Raw genomic sequence first — 20607 nt, forward strand, 5'->3', positions numbered from 1 at the left:
TCTGTGCATGAACAAGCTGTGGCTTACCTCCCTGATCCTGCTAATCAGTCTGTCCCTGATCATGGCGGGATGTGGCAATTCGGGGCAGAGCAGTACTTCGGCGAGCGGGAAAAAGGTGATCCGTATTTATCAAGGCAAGGTTGAGATCGCTGATGCCCTTGCCAAGTTGAAAGTGGAATACGAGAAGGAGCATCCTGATGTGGAGCTGCAAATCCAGTCCGTCGGTGGTGGTACCGATTATGCGGCTTCATTAAAAGCGAAGTTTGCGGCGGGCGATATTCCAGACATTTTCACCAATGGTGGAGATGAAGAATTGAATTTGTGGCAGGAATATTTGGAAGACTTGTCTGATCAGCCGTGGGTGAAAAACATCGTCGACGGTGCCGCCGACCAGATCAGCAAGGACGGCAAGATTTACGGTCAGCCGAACGGTCTGGAAGGATACGGATTTATTTATAACAAGGATATTTTCAAAAAAGTAGGCATTACCGAAGTGCCGACTACGATTGACGAGCTGCGCGCAGCATGTGAGAAGCTACAAGCGGCAGGCTATACGCCATTTTCCAATGGATTTCAGGAGTGGTGGGTGCTGGGCAATCACAATGTAACGATTCCATTTGCCCATCAGTCAGATCCGACGCAATTCGTTGAGGATCTGGATAACGGAACCGCTCAGATTCCGGGCAATGAGAAATTCAACGAATGGCTCAATCTGCTTGATCTGATGGTGAAATACGGTAACGCGAATCCGCTGACGACCGACTATAATACGCAGGTGACGCTGTTTGCTAATGGCAAAGCTGCGATGATGCAGCAGGGAAACTGGACGCAAGTACAGATTGACGGTATTAAGCCGAATATGAATATCGGGCTGATGCCAATGCCAATCAATAACAATAAGGAAGAGAATGACCGTCTGTTTGTACGTGTGCCGAACAACTGGGTCATTTATAATCAATCGCCCGTGAAGCAGGAAGCAAAGGATTTCCTCAATTGGTTAGTGACTTCCGATACAGGCAAACGCTACATTACCGATGAATTCAAATTTGTACCAGCATTCAAAAATATCCCGACTACCGACAAGCAGCTCGGTCCGATCGGTGCGGATATTGTTCGTTATAATGATGCAGGCAAAATCCTGCCATGGATTTTCCCGAAATTCCCAATGGGATTAAGCAAAGATTATGCGAGTACGATGCAGCAGTATCTGGTTGGTGAGTTGAGCAAAGAAGATATGCTGCAACAGATGCAAGAGCAGTGGGTGAATCTGCAATTGCGTTGATGCGTTAGGTACGCATGTTCATCGAATGGATATTCAACCTCTTACTTGTATAGTTGGACTTATATAGCTTGGTACCAAAAAGAGTATCTGAAAAGATACTCTTTTTTACTTAAAGCGGCAGATTCACTGTTATGCTGAACGTACCTTTTGGAATGAAATTAACGGTGAACATTCATATCAATGAATACACTTCGTTCGTAAGCTCAATATGCCAGACAAAGCGTATAAATCAATATTGCGCAAACGTTAGCACAAATGATATGATGCAACATAATGAGCATGATTGTCTCCAATTAGCAGATTGAACAGGAGCTAGGTAGCTTAATATAAAAGTATAGATTGAGCAAACGCCAAACCCCATAGAACGTGCAGCTTCGCCGTGCGACAGCCCATGATGCAGCGATAACGATCAATCTGTTTCTCAGTTCACATTACCAGCCATGGAGGGAAAACCAATGATGGAAGATACAAGCGAAGCGATACACCCCGATAAAGCGGACGCCCCCGTCATACAAGAAGTATGGAATACGTTTGGTCAGTTACGCGACTGGCGCGAATATGATGGCGCCTATCTGTGCCATGGTCAGAAGGCGGGAGCGGTGCTGGTGTTTTTCTCGCCGACGCAGTTTCGCTTCAAGGTGTTTGGTGAAGGGGTCATTGATCTGACCACGACGATTGCTGTGCTGCCATCTCAAGAAATTATCAAACCGGATGTAGAAGAAACAGAAGGTCATTTGAATTTTAGTACAGGTGAGCTGATCGTTTCCTTGGATAAGCAAACGTTTGCACTAACGGTGTTTAACAAGGAAGGCGTAGAGGTGGCTCGTCAGGAAAGTGTGAGCTGGAGTCCACGCGGGGCAACGAGTGCGCTGTTTAATATGGAAGAAGACTCGCACTTTTACGGTCTGGGCGAGAAGTCCAGTTTTCTCGATAAGCGTGGAGAGCGATATACGATGTGGAATACAGACGTTTACGCGCCCCATATGCCGGAGATTGAGGCGCTGTATCAATCGATTCCGCTGCTCATCCATACGCATAGTGGGCTGACGTATGGCATTTTCCTCGACAACCCGGGACGTTCGGAATTTGATATGCGCTCGCATGGTGTTGCGTATACGGTCGGCTGCATGACGGGAGCGTATGATATTTATTTTATCTATGGACCGGAGATCAAAGATATTATTAATCAATATACTGCACTGACCGGACGGATTACGTTGCCGCCGAAATGGGCGCTTGGTTATCATCAGTCCCGGTATAGCTATATGAATCAGGCGGAAGTGATGGATCTGGCGCACAAATTCCGCGACAAGCAGATTCCGTGCGATGTGATCTATCTGGATATTCATTATATGGATGAATACCGCGTATTCACGTTTGACCAGATTCGTTTCCCCAATCCCAAAGAAATGCTGGCAGAGCTGCGTGAGATGGGCATACGGATCGTGCCGATCGTCGATCCCGGCGTGAAAAAAGATCCTAAATATCGTATTTATCGTGAAGGTGTGCAGGAGGAACATTTCTGTCGTCATCTGGAAGGTGATATTTATTTTGGCGATGTATGGCCGGGTACGAGTGCGTTTCCTGACTTTACAGAGACGCGCACATCGCAATGGTGGGGCGATCTGCATGAATTTTATGCTTCGCTCGGGATCGACGGCATCTGGAATGATATGAACGAACCGGCGATTTTTAACGAGTTGAAAACGATGGACCCGGATGTGATGCATCTGAACGATGGCGATCCGGTTACGCATGAGGAGATTCATAATCTGTACGGAATGCTAATGTCGCGTGCGACGTATGAAGGGATGAAACGGCATATGAACGGGCGTCGTCCGTTCGTGCTAACGCGTGCCGGATATTCGGGTATCCAGCGGTATGCAGCGATCTGGACAGGCGATAACCGTAGCTTCTGGGAGCATATGGCGATGGCGATTCCGATGGTGCTGAATATGGGCTTGTCTGGATTGCCGTTTGCTGGGCCGGACATTGGCGGCTTTGCCCATCATACGTCGGCACAATTGCTAGTACGCTGGACACAGATGGGAGTCTTTTTCCCGTATTGCCGTAACCATTCGGCGCTCGGTACGACGCGTCAGGAGCCGTGGGCATTTGGAGAACAGGTAGAGGAGATTCTGCGCGAGTACATTAGTCTGCGTTACCGCTGGATGCCGCATCTGTACAATTTGTTCTATGAAGCGTCTCAGACGGGGATGCCGATCATGCGCCCGTTGCTGCTCGAATATCCGAATGATCCGAAAGTGACGAATCTGTGCGATCAATTTCTGCTCGGACCGGATGTAATTATCGCGCCAGTATATCGCCCGGATACGGATTATCGTAGCGTTTATTTGCCGGAAGGTGTATGGCATGATTACTGGACAGGCGAGAAGCATGAAGGTGGACGTACGATTCTGGCGGATGCGCCACTGGACGTGTTGCCGATGTATGTACGTGCCGGAGCGATTGTGGCGGAAGGGGCGCTGTATCAATATAGCGGTGATCATGATTCCGACGATGTGGTCACCTTCCATCTGTATGGTGCGGATACAAACCCGGACTTTGAAGTTAAATATACATTGTATGAGGATGACGGTGAGACATTTGCTTATGAGAGTGGCAAAACGTCCAAGCTGTATATCCGTGCGCAAGGTCAGCAAGATTCGCTGCGCTTGATGATTCAATACATGGAAGACACGTATGTACCGAAACGTCAGCATCTGCGCTTCACTCTGCGTCAACCCGCGTTCAAGCCTTCTAGTGTAGAACAGCTCGAACGCATCTCGCTCGATGATCTGGCAGAAGGCAAAATCGGTTGGAGCATCGACGATAACAGCGGCGATATTCTCATTCAAATCGAAGATCGCAAGCTGGATGAACTCGTGCTGAAAGTGTAATATAGCGTCCAGTAAACGACACATTCATTCACGATCAGCATTCAGCCTGCATAGGCAGCAGTTCAGGAAAAACCGCTTTTTCGGAGAGATACCGAAAGGCGGTTTTTCCCCATTTCAAGCCGCGTAAGCGATTTAGCGTGCTACGCACGGAGAAAAGGACGCGATACGCGGATTCTGGTGCTTATTTGTGCAGATGGTATAATCTTTTACAGATAAAATATCGATAAACATGGAGAACCCTACGGAATTACATAATCCTTTATACTCATGTCAGCGTTGGTCATCTGCAAACGCGAGGTGCAATCCCAAGTGATGGTTGCTTCAGCCAAATATCTTACAGTAGTATTCGCGCAAGTACCTTACATGAAAGATGATGGACGCTTTACAGTATGGCGAATCAAGCTGTATCTACTTATACAATCAATGCACTCATGGAGATGATGGATATGCAATCATACTGGATCGGAATCGATATTGGCGGTACGGGAATCAAAGGGGCACTGGTCAGCGACAGCGGACAAATGATCGAACGCATGGAATTGCCCACTCAGGCGGAACAGGGCGCAGAACATGTACTAGGTCGAGTGCTGTATATCGCCAATGAATTGAAAAGTATCGTTTATGACCGAGTCAAACAAAACATTATTACCGTTAAGGCAATCGGCATCGGTTCGGCGGGACGCATCGATCGTGAGAGTGGCATCGTCATCGACGCGACCGACAATCTGCCCGGCTGGAAAGGTCTGCATCTGGCGGAGAAAGTATCGGAAATGACTGGTTTGCCGGTATTTACTGTGAACGATGCCCATGCGGCAGCGGCAGGCGAGGACTGGATCGGTTCAGCGGCAGATATTCATTCGTGGATTATGCTGACGATTGGAACTGGTGTTGGCGGTGCGCTGGTGCATTACGGAGAGATTATTTCTGGACAATATGGCGGTGCAGGCGAGTTAGGGCATATGATTCTCCATCCGGGCGGCGTACAGTGCAATTGCGGCAAAAAGGGCTGTGTGGAGCAATATGTATCCGGCAAAGCGCTGAACCGATTGGCTTATCAACATCAGCCGGGCTGGACATCGCGCGAACTGTTAAAGTACGCGCGCCGTGGCGATTGTAGCGCCCGGTATATTCTCGACAACTGGCTGAACGACCTTGCCAGCACAATCATCAATCTGGATCAGATCTTCGATCCGCAGGCAATCGTGATCGGCGGCGGCATCATTGTTACACGTGAAACATGGTGGAAATTACTGAATCAACGCATCGACGAATTGGGTGGTAGACCGGTGCGACTGGAACCGGCACTGCTCGGTAATCATGCTGGTATGATTGGCGCAGCACGTATTGCGATGCAGCGCTATGCACTTCAGATGCGTACGCAAGGCTAGAAAGAGATAGAGATAGAATAAAGAGAGAATAGATATACGGATACAATGACAGCGTGTGTTCACTGTAAATTGTCCCTTCCAGTATGACCATTTCAACATCCCCTTTCGAATACACCAACAAGCCAATCATCTGCTTACGATGAATAGCTCGTGGTGGAACGGAAGGGGATGTTTGTGTTGTAGCGCAAAATGAAGAGCACTTGTTTACGATCAAAGTGGAGTATGGGCTTCATCCAGAATCTGTCGTGCTTGCCGAATGCGTTGTGGATCAAGCGGCAATGCAATATTTCCCTCGCACCGAACCGCACTGCCCAGATGCACTTCACGTACATCAGTACGACGGACAAAGTCACCCAGCGTATCCAGCGTCAGCCCTGCCCCGGCAAGCAGCGTAATATGATGCTGTTCTGCCAGTTGTTGCAGGGAAGACCATTCATCTGCCGCATCTAGCACTGACGAGCGTCCACCAGACGTCAGAATGCGCGTAATCTGCGGATATTGGCTCAGCGTTATGATCGCCTCACGAATGTCCGCCGCTTCATCGATGGCACGGTGAAACGTCACTTTGATATCTGGCGCTGCTGACAGCAGGCGCGACAATACTTGCGTATCCACATGCTGTGCATCGTCCAGCACGCCCAGCACAAGCGCAGCCGCTCTCGTATTGGCGATCAATTGCGCATCGCGCAGCATGCTGTTGATCTCGCCAACTTCATAACGGAAATTACGGCTATGCGGACGCAGCATCACATGTACCGGAATAGAGACAGAGGAGACAACTTCTTGGATCATCCCAAGACTAGGCGTTAGCCCGCCTTCGGATTGGGCAGAGATCAATTCAATCCGGTTGGCACCAGCGGCTTCGGCGATAATCGCATCTTCCGGGCTGGTGGCGATCACTTCAAGCAGAGGAGAATTGTGCAACATCAACTTCATCCTTTCCATTGGTTTACTATAGAAGATCGGTAGAACGAATAGTACTCATCGGTCATACTCGTACAGGGTCTGGCGTTATTATAACCGATTTCCATATACCGTACTCTTTTCACGATGATTGCAATCCTTTCTGATTAGGATGAAGCTGATGACATATATTCAAAATAAGGCGCAACAGAAGGATCACGATAGGATGTCGGATATTGATTTTTACGCGCAAGAACGCGATTTGCACAGCTTTACAAATAAAGCAGGGATGGTATTTTTGCACAAGCAATCTTATAATAGATAAGATACCTGTTCTGGGCGTATTGTTCGTTCTATTGGGCAGGAAAAGGAACAGAGGACCGACAGCAGTCTGTGGATTACGAACAGGCGATGAAAGGGATACCCTGTAATGAAAACAAATACCAATTACAACGATCGCAAAGATTTGACCAAGATGGACGGGAGACGATGATGGATCAACCGTTATATGGAATATGGATTGGAGACGTATTTTTCTGTTTTTCCGGCGAAATGTCGGAGCCGAAGGTAGACGCATGGATGAAAGTTATGCGCCGTGTGCAATTGCCAGCGGGCACGCGCCCGTTTGCGCAATCCGGTCTGCGATTGGCGGAGCTGAAATCCGGCCCGGTCAATACATCCAAAGAACCGGTGCCACGCCGTGCTGGACGTAATAAACGATTGCCTGGACGCATGGTGGAGGGGCTTGCCCTGTCTGCGGAGCAGGCATATGATCTGCTGCTATCCTGGGATGAACAAGTCATTACCTCGCAGGGCATCACGCCCGGTAGCGAGATGAAATACTGGCAAACCGTCGCCCGGTTTGCAGAGAAATTGCTGCGCGAAGGCAAAATCGTACCGGATAGCAAAATTGTTGCCGGTACCGGACGACGCAGCTCACAAGCGTCATTGCATGGCGTATGGAAGCCGCTGTTAGTAGGTGAAGATCGCGAGATGTTTGCCAAACTGGCGGAGGCGATTCCGATGATCGGATTGTCGGCATTGTCGCTCTTTTCCTCATCTGAGCTGCCGGTTGCTTCGCGCGCACGCGCCGAAGTGCTGCATTCGTTCCTCGTTGCGATGATGGATGCCGAAGTGCGCCGGATGCTGCGGGATGCAGGTTATGGCAAATTCCGCATGTATCAGGCGAATTATCGCCGTGGCTCGTCGCCACAGGCACATCTGTGGTGGAACACGCTGTTCGACGCATCTGCTGAGTTGGCAGTACAGGGCACAGCCGAGGATATGGCGGAACTTGAAGCGGAGATTCGTCAACATAACGGAGCGGAAGTGCCTATGCCGGAAGCGGGCAGCTCGTCTGATACTCATGGCGAATTGTCACTCGTTGTGCGACTGGAACCCCCAGCGGCAAGCGAACCGGGCAGTTACAACGATGCATTACCGCCAGCGCTACAGGAATGGCGTATGTCATTCTGGGCAGGCGATGAATCTGATCCGGCAGTCTTGCTGCCAGCTGCACTATTGTGGCGGCATGAAGAATCTCGTCTGGTTGTACGCGGACGGACGTATGAGCGGGTACAGCAGTCGATGCTCATTCAGCTAGGACGCGCATCAGAGTGCTCCGACATTGTACGTTTCTGGATTGATCATCCGCATCCGGTCGGCGGTATGCTGGAAGCGGCGGATGTGTATACGTTTCTCAAGGAAGATGTGCCGCGTCTGCGCAAAGCGGGCATTGCAGTACAGATTCCATCGCGCTGGACACGGGAAGGCAAGCGCCGCACCGGTCTGAAGCTAAAAGTAAAAACCGCACAGCCACATGAAAAGCGTAACCCGAATGAACATTCGCGACTAGGTATGGAGCAGATGGTATCATTTGAGCCGCAAGCCGTACTGGATGGCAAAACATTGTCTGCTACCGAACTGGCAGAGATCGTCAAAAACGGCGTACCGATCATTCCGCTGGATGGCGGCTGGGTCGAAGTGGATCTGAACGAGATCAAGCAGGTGTTACGTTTTATCCGTCGTCATGAGGAAGGCGAGATTTCGTTTAATGAGTTAATGCATATTTATGCCGAGGAACAGGATGCGCTGTGGAACGGATTGCATATTTTTGAGATTGAAAGTAATCCGCTGCTGAGCAATCTGATGGATGGCAGCGCATGGCGCAATCTGCCGAAGCGTGAAGTGCCAGAAGGATTACACGGTACGCTGCGTCCGTATCAGGAGCGCGGCTTCCAGTGGCTCGCTACGATGCGCGATCTGGGCTTTGGCGCATGTTTGGCGGACGATATGGGTCTTGGTAAAACGGTACAGGTCATCACCTGCATGCTGGATCAACCGGCGACTGCACCGCGTCTGATTATCTGTCCGACTTCACTGCTAGGCAACTGGCAGCGTGAGCTGGAACGGTTCTCGCCGGAGATGAGAATGTATATTCATCACGGTAGCCGTCGTCCGCGTGGACAGGAATTTATCAATGAAGCACGTTCGCACAATATCGTACTCACGACGTATCATCTCGCTGGACGCGATGGTGAAGATTTGCGTCAGGTGGAATGGTCATCCATTGTGCTGGATGAGGCTCAATATATTAAGAACTACCGTACCAAGCAGGCGCAGAGCGTCATGAAGCTGAATGCGCCGCACCGGATTGCGATGACCGGTACACCGGTAGAGAATCGGTTGAGCGAGTTGTGGTCGATTTTCCAATTTTTGAATCCGGGGTATCTCGGCACTGCGTCGGGTTTCCGTCAGACATATAACGCAGCAGGTGGACCGGAAACGGAAGGCAAATTATCAACGCTGCGTAAGCTGGTAGCACCGTTCATGCTGCGTCGTCTCAAAAGCGACCCGGACATCCGCCGCGATCTGCCGGACAAGATCGAGTTGAAGTCGTACTGTTATATGACCGTCGAACAAGCAGGCATGTATCAGAATGTCGTATCCGATATGCTCGGACGCATGAGTAATAGCGAAGGCATTACCCGCAAAGGGATCGTTTTGTCATCGCTAACGAAGCTCAAGCAGATATGCGATCATCCATTTCTGATCGGTAGCAGTGGTCGAAGCGATACAGGCAAGCAAGAACGCTCTGGCAAAATGGCACGTCTGATCGAATTGCTGGATATGATTCGCGATAGTGGGGAAGCGGCGCTCGTGTTTACGCAATATGTAGAGATGGGTGAACTGCTGACTTCGCGACTGGGACGTCACTACGGACAGGAGCCATTTTTCCTGCATGGTGGTGTGAGTAAGGCAAGCCGCGACGAGATGATCCGTTTGTTCCAGCAAGGTGAAGGACCACCGATCTTCGTCTTGTCGCTCAAGGCAGGCGGCGTCGGTTTGAATCTGACTCGGGCGAACCATGTTGTCCACTATGATCGCTGGTGGAATCCCGCGGTTGAGAATCAGGCGACGGATCGCGTCTTCCGAATCGGACAGCAGCGCAATGTGCAGGTGCACAAGCTGATCTGTCAAGGTACGTTGGAAGAACGAATCGACGAATTGATCGAAAGTAAGAAAACATTGGCTGAGCAGGTAGTCGGTGCTGGGGAGCAGTGGTTGACCGAAATGTCGGACGAGGAACTGAAGCAACTCGTTTCCCTGCAAGCGGCAGAATGGGGGACTGAAGAATGAGCAGCGAGCGATGGATACTGGAGCAATACGGCATAGAGCCGGGACAGATTCAGGCGACAGTGCGCCAAACTTCTACTTCGGAACCTGTATCGGTTACAATAAAAGTAGAGCCACCAGAACCGGCAGCACTTCAGCGTATGATGGAGCAGCTCAGCATGTCTGCGGTTCAGTTGCATCTGCTGCTGTCCAGTGACCCTGATGCTGCTGGCGAAGATGTTGCACCTTCCGGCAAGGCGCCGGGTATTCTCAGTCTGCAATCATTGGTCGGACAGGAAGAAGACACTACGATCTTGCACAAGTTGCTATCGTTTACCCCGTACATTGGAGAAGCTGGTCCATCGTGGACAGAGGTAATATCTGCTGCTCAGTTGGATGATGACTCTATTGTATTCGTACTGGATAAAATAAAGTCTGTGCTCGAGCAGCAACCGCTGCTTGCCTGGACACTGGCAGGACGAACGTGTGAGCAGGTGCTTGAACAGGTATGGACATGCTGGCGTAACGATATGCCTGCTGCTCCATTGCCTTCTGCCGATGGGCAGGAGGAGGAACAGGAAGAGACATCGTTATCCGACGAGCCAAGTCTGGGCAGTCTGCTTGCCGAAGCTGCTGCTGCGGGCAATCTGCATCAAGTGGGCGAAGGATTGGCCGATGTACAGGCGTATCTGGATCAGGCGGATATCGTCTGGCAACCAGCTACCAAGTCGCCGCCTGTTTTCGGCACAGATGGCGAAGACAAGCAGCAGCTGCCGCAAGTCGGAGGAATTGTACCGGAAGTGAAACCGGCGATGGACGGGTACGAAGAGATTCGTCGCCGTGTTGCCGAACGAATCAAGCAACGTCAACTGACTGCCCAACGAGGCAAAAAGTAGACTGCGCCGCCCCTTCACTTTTCACATGTTCGAGATTGTAGCTGGTTCAGATTTCAGCGTTAAGACGACAAAGGTATGTATTGCAATGTAGGAAAGGAGCCGGAGCAGTTAACAGCCGGCTCTATTTATTTCCAGGGCAGTTCAATCACAAAGGAGACTTCACATGAAAAAGCAATCATCATGGAAATGGGCGCTACCTGCGGGCGTGCTAATGTCCGGGCTCGTATTCGCTGGTTGTGCGGGAACGCAACCGACGGCATCCAGCGGACAAGCATCCAGTACGACTGGCACTCAACAGACAGATAACGGGAATAATACGAATGACAGTGAAACGAGCAATGCTACGGACAGTACGAACAATAGTACCACTGGTTCCGATAGCAATGCCGCCAGTGGAACAGATAGTAGCTCCAATACCGGTACAACACAAACAGGCGCGTCCAGCAGTGGTTCGTCTTCCGATAACGGACAAAGCAGCGATGCGACTAGCAACAGCGGTACATCAGATTCGAACGAGAGTAGCAGTACCGATGCAAGCAGCGATGCCGCATCCCTGATTCAGCAGCGTGAAGACAGCTCACTGCAATCCACGATTGAGAAAAAGGACGGCAAAATGGTCGTGACCAATCCAGAATCGCTCACCGTAATCGCCAACAAGGAACGTTTCTTGCCCGACGGCTACGTGCCGCCTGATCTGGTCGTGCCTGACGTTGCCTTTTCCTATGACGGTGTCCTCGAAAAAAGTCATATGCGCAAAAAAGCAGCCGCAGCGCTAGAGCAATTGTTTGCCGCAGCGAAAAAAGAAGGGCTTGATCTGCGCGCCGTCTCTGGCTATCGCTCCTACAAACGCCAGGTTGCCATTTACAATAACAATGTGGCGACCAAAGGCAAAGCGTATACCGATCGCGTCAGCGCGCGTCCGGGTACAAGTGAGCATCAGACAGGGCTTGCAATCGACGTCTCCGGTCCCGGCATTGGTTATGGGCTGGAACAGAGCTTTGGTGCAACTGCCGAAGGCAAATGGCTGAAAAAGAACGCACCGGACTATGGCTTCGTAATCCGCTACACCGAGAATGGCGAATCCAAAACCGGCTATACATGGGAACCGTGGCACATCCGCTATATCGGCAAAGATCTGGCTGAGGATGTTACTGCCAAGGGATTAACACTTGAAGAGTATTTCGATCAGGATACTATCAAGAACTGAGTCGCTAGTTAGATCAGACTATACGATAATCACATCATACAAACAACAAGAACGCCTTCGGATGCAAAACGAAAGACGTTCTTGTTATTTGTGCAATTATGTTTTTAGAGAATTTCTACTGTAGACATTGCTAGTATCTAGCATTAAATTGTAATTGCTTAAATACTTTTCTAAGAAATGTAACGATTTGATCGTAGGGAACAGAATTATGTACGAACAGTTGCATGGTCAAACGGTTATAGTCGTTTTCAAAAAAGTTGGTATCCAGAATTTCAATTAAACGTTGTTGAAATGGATAGTCCGTTGCGGATGAAGGATTACGCTCAATATCTTTGGATAAATCCGATTGTACTAAAGAGAACAAAGCTAACAGCTCATGCTGATCAGTCTGTATGATGTCCCATATATGATACAAATCATATAAATGCCTCGAAAATTTATCCGGTGTGCGCGCTTCGTATTTATCGCATATGGCAAACAGTTTATCGATAAATGTCCGATGTAGACTTTGCACTTTCATATCAAAAGGAACCAACTCTGTAAATTGATCTGCAAGATGAAGCATATTGTCCTGCTGGATATAATCATAGATATAATTGGAAATGGTTGTCTTCTCGCAAGGATAAGGGGCATGAACAAAATACGTTTCAATTAATACATGATCTTTTAAAGTATCGGTGATATGAATATGGTCGTAGATGATTTCATATCGATTTACCCGCCCTCTTGAACGTATATGTTCGGGATTTTGTATCACTAAACCTACTTTATTCACTACATCCATAATGGTTTGATGAATATATTTTAGATCACGTTGTGCAGGCAAGTGATGATCTGCGTTAAAAATAGACAGGTCAATATCTTCAGAGAATCGATCAATGAGCCGGTATGCCTTGGATAAAGAAGTACCACCTTTAAAGATAAGATCCGGTATGCACTGGCTTAGTTCATTTAATAAAAGTGAAACATAATAATCCTTCTCAATAATAGCTTCTGGTATAGCTGTATACTGGCTAGTAAGAATAACCAATTGTTCAAAAGTCTCTCGATCTTCATATAACTGCATCATCAATCCCAAGCTCCTTCAATCGTTCTCTCGTTTTTCGGGAATACTGCGATAAGATCCATTCATAATCTCCTACACAAGGCGTTGTGCTGGTTAGATATCGTTTGATTTGTTCACGAGTATATGTGAGATCAGTTTCGATATAGGCAGAACTGCCAGATAATAAATCAAGCACCTGCAACCATTTTACGTTTTGTGAAGTAACAGGTACTTTGGGTTTTCTTAAAATAAGAGTGTAATTTTTTAACGTAACCATTCTTTTCTTAGATGCATTGTGCTCGGTGACAATTTCCAGTAGAGCAGGGACTTGTGTGGTCAACTTTAACTGATTGGCAAAAGCCAGCCCAGACACATACCCATACACATCCGTATCATTTCGAATATATTTTTTCTCAATAACCGCCTGCTCACTGATTAAAGATTTGCGATTAAGCAGTTTGTTCCACTTGGGAAAATAATATACGCCTTCACTGAAACGCTCGACTTCTCCTTTTTGCACAAGTCGATTTAGATTTCTACGTAAACTGTCCTTTTTTAAGCCAAAATACTCATTTCTCATCTGATTAATAATAATAGGCTCATTGTATCCATAACGATCTAACAGCTGCTCTTTCAAAGAATTCATTTCTTCACCTCCTTCGCATGTATACTTTTATTTTACCATCATTTCAACTGAAAAAGTCAAAAATCGAGACAAAACATACTCGAAAAAGGCAGTGCCATCCCACTTGCAATCGCACTGCCTTCTGCATTCATTCCAACATCAGCCTACTTAAAAGCTTCCAGCAAAAATCGCGACGGCGGCACGGTCTTGCCGTGGTGCATAACAGGTGACGAAATGTACAGCTCATGCTTCGCCCGCGTCACCGCTACATAAGCGATTCGTCGTTCTTCTTCCAACGCCGCCTGCATTAGCTTGCCTTCTGGATCAGGTCCTGTCATGCCTTGACCTGCCTTCACATCCTCCGGTGCTTCTTCCAGCAGTGCCGCTTTGTGCGGCAGAATGCCTTCGGACGCGCCAAGCAGATAGACGCAAGGGAACTCCAGCCCTTTTGCCCGGTGAACGGTCATAAGATGAATGCCTTGTGGCGACTCCTGCTTCATCAGCTCGATCATCTTCTCGCGCTTCACTGACAGATCATCGGCAAACGTAACCATTTCCTCGACTGTTGTAAACTTTGCTGCCGCACTTTCTAATTCATCCAGTGTCTCGCGGATATTATCCTTATGCCGGGTGGCAGGGCCGCTAAAGTCGGCACTAGCAAATTTATCATAAAAGACCCGCCGAATCTCGCGAATCGCATACACTGGCTTTAATTCGCGCAGCTTTTTCAAAAACACGATCCGATCCTTCACCTGCTGGCGCTGAAACGATTGCAGCTTCTCCCAATGGTACAGATGAATGAGCGGGTACTTTTTCGCTTGTCGCTGCTCTTGAGCCATAATGTGATCCATTCCAACATCACGGGAAATGTACAGCGGTCCAATCACTCCCGGTAGTGCATCCATTCGGCGCGGATTGACCGCCAGCCGCAGATGATCCATCACCGGACGAATCAGTGAATGATCGTAGAACACGGGCGCTTCGCCATACTGAATAAATGGAATATCTTCCATGAGCAGCCGCTCGGCAATGGCACGCGTACCGCTAACAGTACGATGCAACATAGCGATATCGCCCAGCTCATACCCTTCTGTCTGCTGCTGGCGTAGCTTTTGTACAATCCAATCGGCTTCCTCGTCCGCATGGGAAGGACGTAAGTAATACGGGCTTTGCCCTGCCGATGCTCCAGCTTGCAGTGTCTTCGCATGACGCGCCTGATTGTGAGCGATCAGCCGAACACCAAGTCCAAGAATCTGCGGATGACTACGATAGTTAATATCCAGCGCAATAATCCGTGTGCCTGTATATTGTTTGGGGAAATCGAGAATATATTCCTGACGCGCCCCGTTAAACGAATAAATCGTTTGATCATCGTCACCGACCACCATCAGATTGCGGTGCTGATCCGCGAGCTTCTGCACCATACCGTATTGCAGACGATTCGTATCTTGAAATTCATCCACCATAATATATTGAAATCGCTGCTGTAGCACATGCAGCAGATCCGGGTCTTGTAACAGCTTCTCTGTACGCAGTAGGATATCGTCAAAATCAAGCTTGCGATAATTCTGCTTCCAATCCTCATACCGACACAGTAGTGCACAGCGGTCGCGTTCCTCTGGCGTATCCTTTGGCAGATCGTCCGCTGTACCGCCTTCCAGCTTGATCGCCGACAGCATCGCAAGCAATGTTTCCGGTGGCGTCGTGCTTGTGGAATTAATCTCGCGGCGCAAGCGCTGAATGATACCATGCTGGGCGCGCGTATCACCGAAAATATCCTCGGTCAGATTGCCATAGCGACGGAGCAGCAACAACCCGAAGGAGTGAAATGTACGTGCTTCAACTGCCCGTGCCACTTTGGCGGTAATACCAGGCAGAGCGGCAATCCGCGACTTCATTTCGGCTGCCGCCTTCGTTGTAAAGGTCACCAGTAAAATATGCTGCGGATTCACTTTGCGTACGGATAACAAATACCCGGTGCGTGCCGTCAGCACGGTCGTCTTGCCGCAACCGGCACCTGCTAGTGTGAGCAGTGGACCGTCGCCATGCCGCACCGCTTCGATCTGTGGCGCATTCAGCAGAATGCCTTGCTGCTCCAATGCTCGAAAGAAAAAGGAATCGTCTGCATCGTCTGGCACTAACGTTACGCTCGTATCTGCCGGAGCGGGCTGCGCAGCAGGCAGCGGAGTCTGTGGTGCCACCCCCTGAGGTCGGAGGGAATCTTTGATTGTAGTCTCTTTCAAGAGGGATCTTCCTTTCTATATCGCCTGCATTTCCAAGCACTTTTTTCAAAGAAGCCGGAATTTTGTTATGATAGGGTTACAAGCTGTTTATATTGCGGGTATATTCGTTATAAGGGGCTACTTTTGTACATATCCTTCTATTATAATGGATGTAACATTTTTGAGTAATCCCCCAATACAACGCTTGCGGCGATTTGTAATGGAACAGTGATATATAGTAGGGAAACGGGGTCATCCGTTGGAATTAGAGGAGGAGAACAGTCATGAATTTATTACAGCGGCTTAAAAGCGGTGCCGGCAAAGCGACCGAGCGCGCACAGAATGCGGTGGAGGTCAACCGGATGAACGGCCACATCGTCGATATCGAGCGCGAAGTCGGTGTGCATTATATGCGGATGGGTGAAGTGTTTTACGAAGGCTACCGCGCTGGCGATATGTCCATTGCCGAGGAAGAAATGACTGAATTGTGCAAAGCCTGTGACCTTTTAAATGAAGAGATCGAGGAAATCCGCACTCGGATTGCCATTTTGAAAAATGAACGATTGTGTGAATGTGGGAATGTAGTCGCGCTGGAAGCGAACTTCTGCCCAAATTGTGGTCGCAAAATGGAGAAACTGGCGATTCCGCGCGATGAGCAGCATCTCCATGATGACGAAGATGGCGAAGTGGACGAGGAGCAGGACATTTATGCGGTAGCGGCAGGATCACGTAAGCCGGAACCAGAACCAGATCTGTCGGATCTGCCAGCCGATGAAGCAGAACGCCGCCGCGCTGATCGTCAGCGTGAGGAGCATGAACGTCAGGAGGAGCTGGATCGTCTCGTGCGTGCATGGAAGCAGGATCTCGGTATCCCGCATGAAGAAGAGCCAGAAGAACAACCGCCAGCGGAGCGCCCGGCATCGTCAGCTTCAACTGCTCGCCCTGTAGCTGCTGCGCCGGTTGCGGAACCGATTGCTGAGGACGAAGGCGATGTATTGATCGTAACGGAACCGGTGGAAGTGCCGCCGTCGACCGATCCAGACACATTCAGCTGTCAAGTATGTGGGAAAACATTGCCGAAAGGCTCCAAATGGTGCCCAAGCTGCGGCACCGAGCAAATCGTCGGCTAATTTGCTTTCAAATGCTAACAACTAAGAATAACATAACAGGACAACAAGCACAGGCTGATCACAGACGCATAAACGGATGGATCAGCCTGTTGCCGCATACATAACCGTGCACGCGAGCGGGCGGGTACGGACGATCCAGCGATAGTCTGCGAGAAGCTGGAACAGGCAAACAGGAAAGGCGGTAGAGGGATGGAACAACTGCTGAATCATTTGCGCAATCTGGGATTTACCGAATTAGAAGCCAAAGTGATGGTTTGCCTGGCTCGTCATTCGATGCAATCCGGTTATGAAGTAGCGAAGCGTCTTGGTGTATCGCGCTCGAACGTATATGCCACATTGCAGCGGCTCGTATCGCGAGGTGTCGTGCAGCATACGCCAGGGGAGCCGGCACGCTACAGTATGCTGCCCGTGCAGGAATTTACACGTATGATCGCTGGACAGGTGGATGAATCGTTATCGTATCTGGAACAGGAAATGCCGATCAGCAGCACGGAACAGCCGTCGTTTTACATCGTGGACGGTGAACGGAAAGTGATGGAACTGCTGGCTCGTGAGCTGGACAAAGCGCAGGATGAGATTATTGCAGGCATTTGGCGTCAAGAAGCGACGTGGTTTCGGCAAAAGCTTGAGCAGGCGGAGGAGCGCGGAGTGCGGGTGTTATGGTCATTCGAAGGAGTGGATGATAATCATCCGGGCATTACCTTGCTCAAAGACGGTGGCAGCGGTCGCAAATTCTGGCTTGTGATCGACCGCCGCTGGTGTATGGTTGGCATGAGAGGCGATGGCATTCCTGCTCAGGCGCTCGTAACCGAGCATCCGCTCATGGCGGAACTGCTACTTCAGCATTTCTCACAGGAAATTATTTTGTACGAAATGGAAAATGATCTCGGTAGCGAGCTGGTACGTCGTTATGGCAAAGGCTATGCTGGGATTCTCGACCGCTATCTGCCGGGTATTATTTCGACGGAGTGAGCTGCTGGAGCAAGGAGAACGTTTTTACACAATATCCGGGCTGATGCGGGACAAAATCAGCTATCGTTACCGAGATGTCGAATACATCGTTGTGATCCATCACGGGTGCGTTGTGAACACCACGCGCTTGAACATGATCGCGTTGTCCGGCGAATAGTTCCGTCATCTCATCAAGACGCGCTTCGTAGATGCCAGACACTTCATCATCTTGTAGCGTATACTCATACAATTCCCGATCGCTGAATGCGCCGAATACGCTGCTCACTTCTCGGTCGATAAACATGCCGTGCATCGTCTCACCCTGCGATTCATCTCGCAGAACGAACAATGGAGTCAATTGGGCAAATGTCAGCGGCAATCCTAGCTCCTCTTGAATCTCGCGTGCTGCCTGTTGTACCGTTTCGCCTGCCGATAGGTGCCCGGCGGCAGTAATATCATACAGATCGGGAAACGTATCTTTGCCCGGATGCCGCCTTTGGAAAATCAACATACGACCTTCTGGTGTATCGCGAACGAGCCAGCAGTGAAACGTATGATGCCAGTGCCCGAGACGATGAACCTCTGACCGTTCACAGACGCCAAGATGCCGATCTTGATCATCGTAAATATCGAGCAATTCCTGCTTCATCATGTAAAATCACATCCTTAAACGTTAAATGATTCATAGGTTTTTGATCGTGTTTCTACTATTATAATAGTAAGCCGTGCAGCACTGGAAATTGTAAAGCCAGCGTATGTGTATATCACCATTTTGCAAAGCGTATATACAATCACGATTCTATGCAAAACCGGTTCCGTAGAAGTAGTGTAACTAGCCATATCATATGGCTGATAAATCTGCTTATGATTATACCTCTGTATACCGCCAGCTGCCAATCCGTTAGGGCAAGTGATCATCTGCCTGTGTTGCTATCGGCTATATCTATCATTCAGACAGAGAGGAAGAGAAACCATATGGAATGTATCGTAAAATTTGATGTTGTACATGGACAAGACGTGAAGTCACTGCGTGGACTTGTATTCGTAGATGGTCATGCACTGCCTACTACGGAACAATTAACTGAAATGTTCAAAGACATGAAGTATGAAGTGACTCCCGATCGTACCGAACCGATGCGGTTTACGCCGGTACAGCCAAGTGCCGGATATGATCATATTCGGATCCGCGAGCTGGACACAGGCGAGAAAAAGTACACCGAAGATCGGGACTTGAAGAATATCGTATCCAATCTAATGCCTAATCCCAATCGCCCCATCTAATTTGAAGCAGAGTCCAGGGAAGTATAAAAATGAGTATCCAGTACTGTTACTGTACCAAAAGAGCGTATCCTCAGTGTTTGTAGACTGAAGATACGCTCTTTTTTGCATATTTGTGAAAATACGCTGAATGTAACGATATTGGATATGAACATAACGAAATGACAAGCTTTTGTAGACTGGTAAAGTTGCTCAGGACAGTCCAGCTGGAGCAGTAGTTAACTCGGATGTGCAGTGTGGGCAACGTGTTGCCTTGATCGAAATCTCATTGGTGCAATATGGGCAGGCTTTGGTCGTTTTTTCCGCAGCTGGTTTGGCATGTTCTTTGCGTTTGAGCATATTCACGCCTTTGACGAGCAAGAAGATACAGAACGCAACGATCAGAAAGTCGATCACGGTATTGATGAATTGCCCGTAAGCGACAACAGCAGCTCCTGCTTGTTGCGCTTCAGCTAGCGAAGCGTACACTTTATCGCTTTTGCCCATCAGGGAATCGAGATTCCAGAATAGGTCTTTGAAATTGACGCCGCCCATTACAGCACCGATTGGAGGCATAATGATATCATTTACCAGAGATGTAACGATTTTACCAAAAGCTGCACCGACAATAACACCGACTGCAAGGTCGATGACATTGCCGCGAACGGCAAATTCTTTAAATTCCTTGATTAAACCCATAGTTCTTAGCTCCTTTTTATTATGAAATTGGTGTTTTTGCTCCGATTCGTGGAAAAAGTTGTCGTATTGGACGATTTGGAACTTTGGACACCTGTAAAAGCCGTTTTTATTTTAACATATTTCCTAAAACCTGCGGCAGCCCCTTTTTGATAATGAGAACAAACCCTTATGATTAAATAAATGTAAACGTATTCAATAAAAAGTAACAATTCATTAACCGCTGTAATACCCAAATTTTTACTGTTTCATAATTAAAGAACTGTTTAAATTAACGGGTAAGCAATAAACTAGGGTGGAACTAGACGAAAAGACCCGAAACTTACAAAATTTGCTTGCCAAGTGAGTCTAAAGGTTACAGAAACGACATTTTACCCGTCTTAAAGCCCAAAACTAAAGCCGTGGAAAGTCGAAAATTAAATAAATAAAGTTTTATTTTTATACTAGCTTTCGACATGATTTTCAGATAACCTAATTTATAATTTATTCA

At 48.7% G+C, this 20607-nt stretch carries 15 protein-coding genes; 9 read left to right on the forward strand and 6 right to left on the reverse strand.

Going from position 1 to position 20607, the window contains the following annotated elements; genetic code table 11:
- The first annotated feature begins 7 nt into the window (after nt 1–7).
- The 3 genes from ACDE64_RS02175 to ACDE64_RS02185 all read left to right on the forward strand — a co-directional run bounded on the left by ACDE64_RS02175 (nt 8) and on the right by ACDE64_RS02185 (nt 5570).
- Nucleotides 8–1282: an ABC transporter substrate-binding protein gene (locus ACDE64_RS02175; protein WP_411348869.1), complete on the forward strand. Its 1275-nt coding sequence runs from the start codon at nt 8–10 to the stop codon at nt 1280–1282.
- Nucleotides 1283–1737: 455 nt separating this feature from the next.
- Nucleotides 1738–4182: a TIM-barrel domain-containing protein gene (locus ACDE64_RS02180; protein WP_411348870.1), complete on the forward strand. Its 2445-nt coding sequence runs from the start codon at nt 1738–1740 to the stop codon at nt 4180–4182.
- Between the two features lie 389 nt (nt 4183–4571).
- The gene (locus tag ACDE64_RS02185) at nt 4572–5570 is read left to right on the forward strand and encodes an ROK family protein (protein ID WP_411348871.1); all 999 of its coding nucleotides are present in this window, start codon (nt 4572–4574) and stop codon (nt 5568–5570) included.
- 210 nt (nt 5571–5780) lie between these two features.
- Here the strand turns inward: ACDE64_RS02185 and ACDE64_RS02190 are convergent, their stop codons facing one another.
- Nucleotides 5781–6497 (reverse strand): copper homeostasis protein CutC, encoded by a 717-nt coding sequence (locus ACDE64_RS02190; RefSeq protein WP_411348872.1) that lies wholly within the window; start codon nt 6495–6497, stop codon nt 5781–5783.
- Nucleotides 6498–6965: 468 nt separating this feature from the next.
- Here ACDE64_RS02190 and ACDE64_RS02195 point away from each other — a divergent pair, with 468 nt between their 5' ends.
- The 3 genes from ACDE64_RS02195 to ACDE64_RS02205 all read left to right on the forward strand — a co-directional run bounded on the left by ACDE64_RS02195 (nt 6966) and on the right by ACDE64_RS02205 (nt 12191).
- Nucleotides 6966–10112: a DEAD/DEAH box helicase gene (locus ACDE64_RS02195; protein ID WP_411350212.1), complete on the forward strand. Its 3147-nt coding sequence runs from the start codon at nt 6966–6968 to the stop codon at nt 10110–10112.
- The gene (locus tag ACDE64_RS02200) at nt 10109–10984 is read left to right on the forward strand and encodes a hypothetical protein (RefSeq protein WP_411348873.1); all 876 of its coding nucleotides are present in this window, start codon (nt 10109–10111) and stop codon (nt 10982–10984) included. The genes ACDE64_RS02195 and ACDE64_RS02200 overlap by 4 nt, the downstream gene beginning before the upstream one ends.
- A gap of 163 nt (nt 10985–11147) precedes the next feature.
- Nucleotides 11148–12191, forward strand: a complete 1044-nt coding sequence (locus ACDE64_RS02205) for a D-alanyl-D-alanine carboxypeptidase family protein (RefSeq protein ID WP_411348874.1) — start codon at nt 11148–11150, stop codon at nt 12189–12191.
- A gap of 130 nt (nt 12192–12321) precedes the next feature.
- Here ACDE64_RS02205 and ACDE64_RS02210 read toward each other — a convergent pair whose 3' ends face one another.
- From ACDE64_RS02210 to ACDE64_RS02220, 3 genes are all read right to left on the reverse strand, one after another.
- Nucleotides 12322–13260, reverse strand: coding sequence for a nucleotidyl transferase AbiEii/AbiGii toxin family protein (locus ACDE64_RS02210; protein ID WP_411350213.1), 939 nt, complete (start codon nt 13258–13260; stop codon nt 12322–12324).
- Nucleotides 13244–13882 (reverse strand): DUF6088 family protein, encoded by a 639-nt coding sequence (locus ACDE64_RS02215; RefSeq protein WP_411344937.1) that lies wholly within the window; start codon nt 13880–13882, stop codon nt 13244–13246. Before ACDE64_RS02215 ends, ACDE64_RS02210 begins: the two co-directional genes overlap by 17 nt.
- Nucleotides 13883–14025: 143 nt before the next feature.
- Complete coding sequence (locus ACDE64_RS02220; protein ID WP_411348875.1) at nt 14026–16104, reverse strand: ATP-dependent helicase; 2079 nt, start codon at nt 16102–16104, stop codon at nt 14026–14028.
- Between the two features lie 263 nt (nt 16105–16367).
- On the opposite strand from ACDE64_RS02220, the gene ACDE64_RS02225 reads away from it, so the two are divergent.
- Together ACDE64_RS02225 and ACDE64_RS02230 are read left to right on the forward strand one after the other, a co-directional pair.
- Nucleotides 16368–17213, forward strand: coding sequence for a zinc ribbon domain-containing protein (locus ACDE64_RS02225; RefSeq protein WP_411348876.1), 846 nt, complete (start codon nt 16368–16370; stop codon nt 17211–17213).
- Nucleotides 17214–17402: 189 nt separating this feature from the next.
- The gene (locus tag ACDE64_RS02230; RefSeq protein ID WP_411348877.1) at nt 17403–18185 is read left to right on the forward strand and encodes a TrmB family transcriptional regulator; all 783 of its coding nucleotides are present in this window, start codon (nt 17403–17405) and stop codon (nt 18183–18185) included.
- Here ACDE64_RS02230 and ACDE64_RS02235 read toward each other — a convergent pair.
- Nucleotides 18169–18816 (reverse strand): NUDIX hydrolase, encoded by a 648-nt coding sequence (locus ACDE64_RS02235; RefSeq protein ID WP_411348878.1) that lies wholly within the window; start codon nt 18814–18816, stop codon nt 18169–18171. The genes ACDE64_RS02230 and ACDE64_RS02235 overlap by 17 nt on opposite strands.
- Before the next feature lie 323 nt (nt 18817–19139).
- Between ACDE64_RS02235 and ACDE64_RS02240 the strand changes: the two genes are divergently transcribed.
- The gene (locus ACDE64_RS02240; protein ID WP_411348879.1) at nt 19140–19445 is read left to right on the forward strand and encodes a hypothetical protein; all 306 of its coding nucleotides are present in this window, start codon (nt 19140–19142) and stop codon (nt 19443–19445) included.
- 189 nt (nt 19446–19634) lie between these two features.
- Here the strand turns inward: ACDE64_RS02240 and mscL are convergent, their stop codons facing one another.
- Nucleotides 19635–20120, reverse strand: a complete 486-nt coding sequence (gene mscL, locus ACDE64_RS02245) for a large conductance mechanosensitive channel protein MscL (RefSeq protein WP_411344943.1) — start codon at nt 20118–20120, stop codon at nt 19635–19637.
- Nucleotides 20121–20607 lie beyond the last annotated feature (487 nt).

The sequence above is a fragment of the Paenibacillus sp. WLX2291 genome (genome assembly GCF_046603665.1).
Taxonomy (GTDB): domain Bacteria; phylum Bacillota; class Bacilli; order Paenibacillales; family Paenibacillaceae; genus Saccharibacillus.

Bases quoted from the DNA above. Each gene is read 5' to 3' on its own strand.
- ACDE64_RS02210 (WP_411350213.1), bottom strand. From the start codon at position 13,260: ATGATGCAGTTATATGAAGATCGAGAGACTTTTGAACAATTGGTTATT.
- ACDE64_RS02175 (WP_411348869.1), top strand. From the start codon at position 8: ATGAACAAGCTGTGGCTTACCTCCCTGATCCTGCTAATCAGTCTGTCC.
- ACDE64_RS02230 (WP_411348877.1), top strand. From the start codon at position 17,403: ATGGAACAACTGCTGAATCATTTGCGCAATCTGGGATTTACCGAATTA.
- ACDE64_RS02190 (WP_411348872.1), bottom strand. From the start codon at position 6,497: ATGTTGCACAATTCTCCTCTGCTTGAAGTGATCGCCACCAGCCCGGAA.
- ACDE64_RS02225 (WP_411348876.1), top strand. From the start codon at position 16,368: ATGAATTTATTACAGCGGCTTAAAAGCGGTGCCGGCAAAGCGACCGAG.
- ACDE64_RS02205 (WP_411348874.1), top strand. From the start codon at position 11,148: ATGAAAAAGCAATCATCATGGAAATGGGCGCTACCTGCGGGCGTGCTA.
- ACDE64_RS02215 (WP_411344937.1), bottom strand. From the start codon at position 13,882: ATGAATTCTTTGAAAGAGCAGCTGTTAGATCGTTATGGATACAATGAG.
- mscL (WP_411344943.1), bottom strand. From the start codon at position 20,120: ATGGGTTTAATCAAGGAATTTAAAGAATTTGCCGTTCGCGGCAATGTC.
- ACDE64_RS02200 (WP_411348873.1), top strand. From the start codon at position 10,109: ATGAGCAGCGAGCGATGGATACTGGAGCAATACGGCATAGAGCCGGGA.
- ACDE64_RS02240 (WP_411348879.1), top strand. From the start codon at position 19,140: ATGGAATGTATCGTAAAATTTGATGTTGTACATGGACAAGACGTGAAG.
- ACDE64_RS02195 (WP_411350212.1), top strand. From the start codon at position 6,966: ATGGATCAACCGTTATATGGAATATGGATTGGAGACGTATTTTTCTGT.
- ACDE64_RS02180 (WP_411348870.1), top strand. From the start codon at position 1,738: ATGATGGAAGATACAAGCGAAGCGATACACCCCGATAAAGCGGACGCC.
- ACDE64_RS02185 (WP_411348871.1), top strand. From the start codon at position 4,572: ATGGCGAATCAAGCTGTATCTACTTATACAATCAATGCACTCATGGAG.
- ACDE64_RS02235 (WP_411348878.1), bottom strand. From the start codon at position 18,816: ATGATGAAGCAGGAATTGCTCGATATTTACGATGATCAAGATCGGCAT.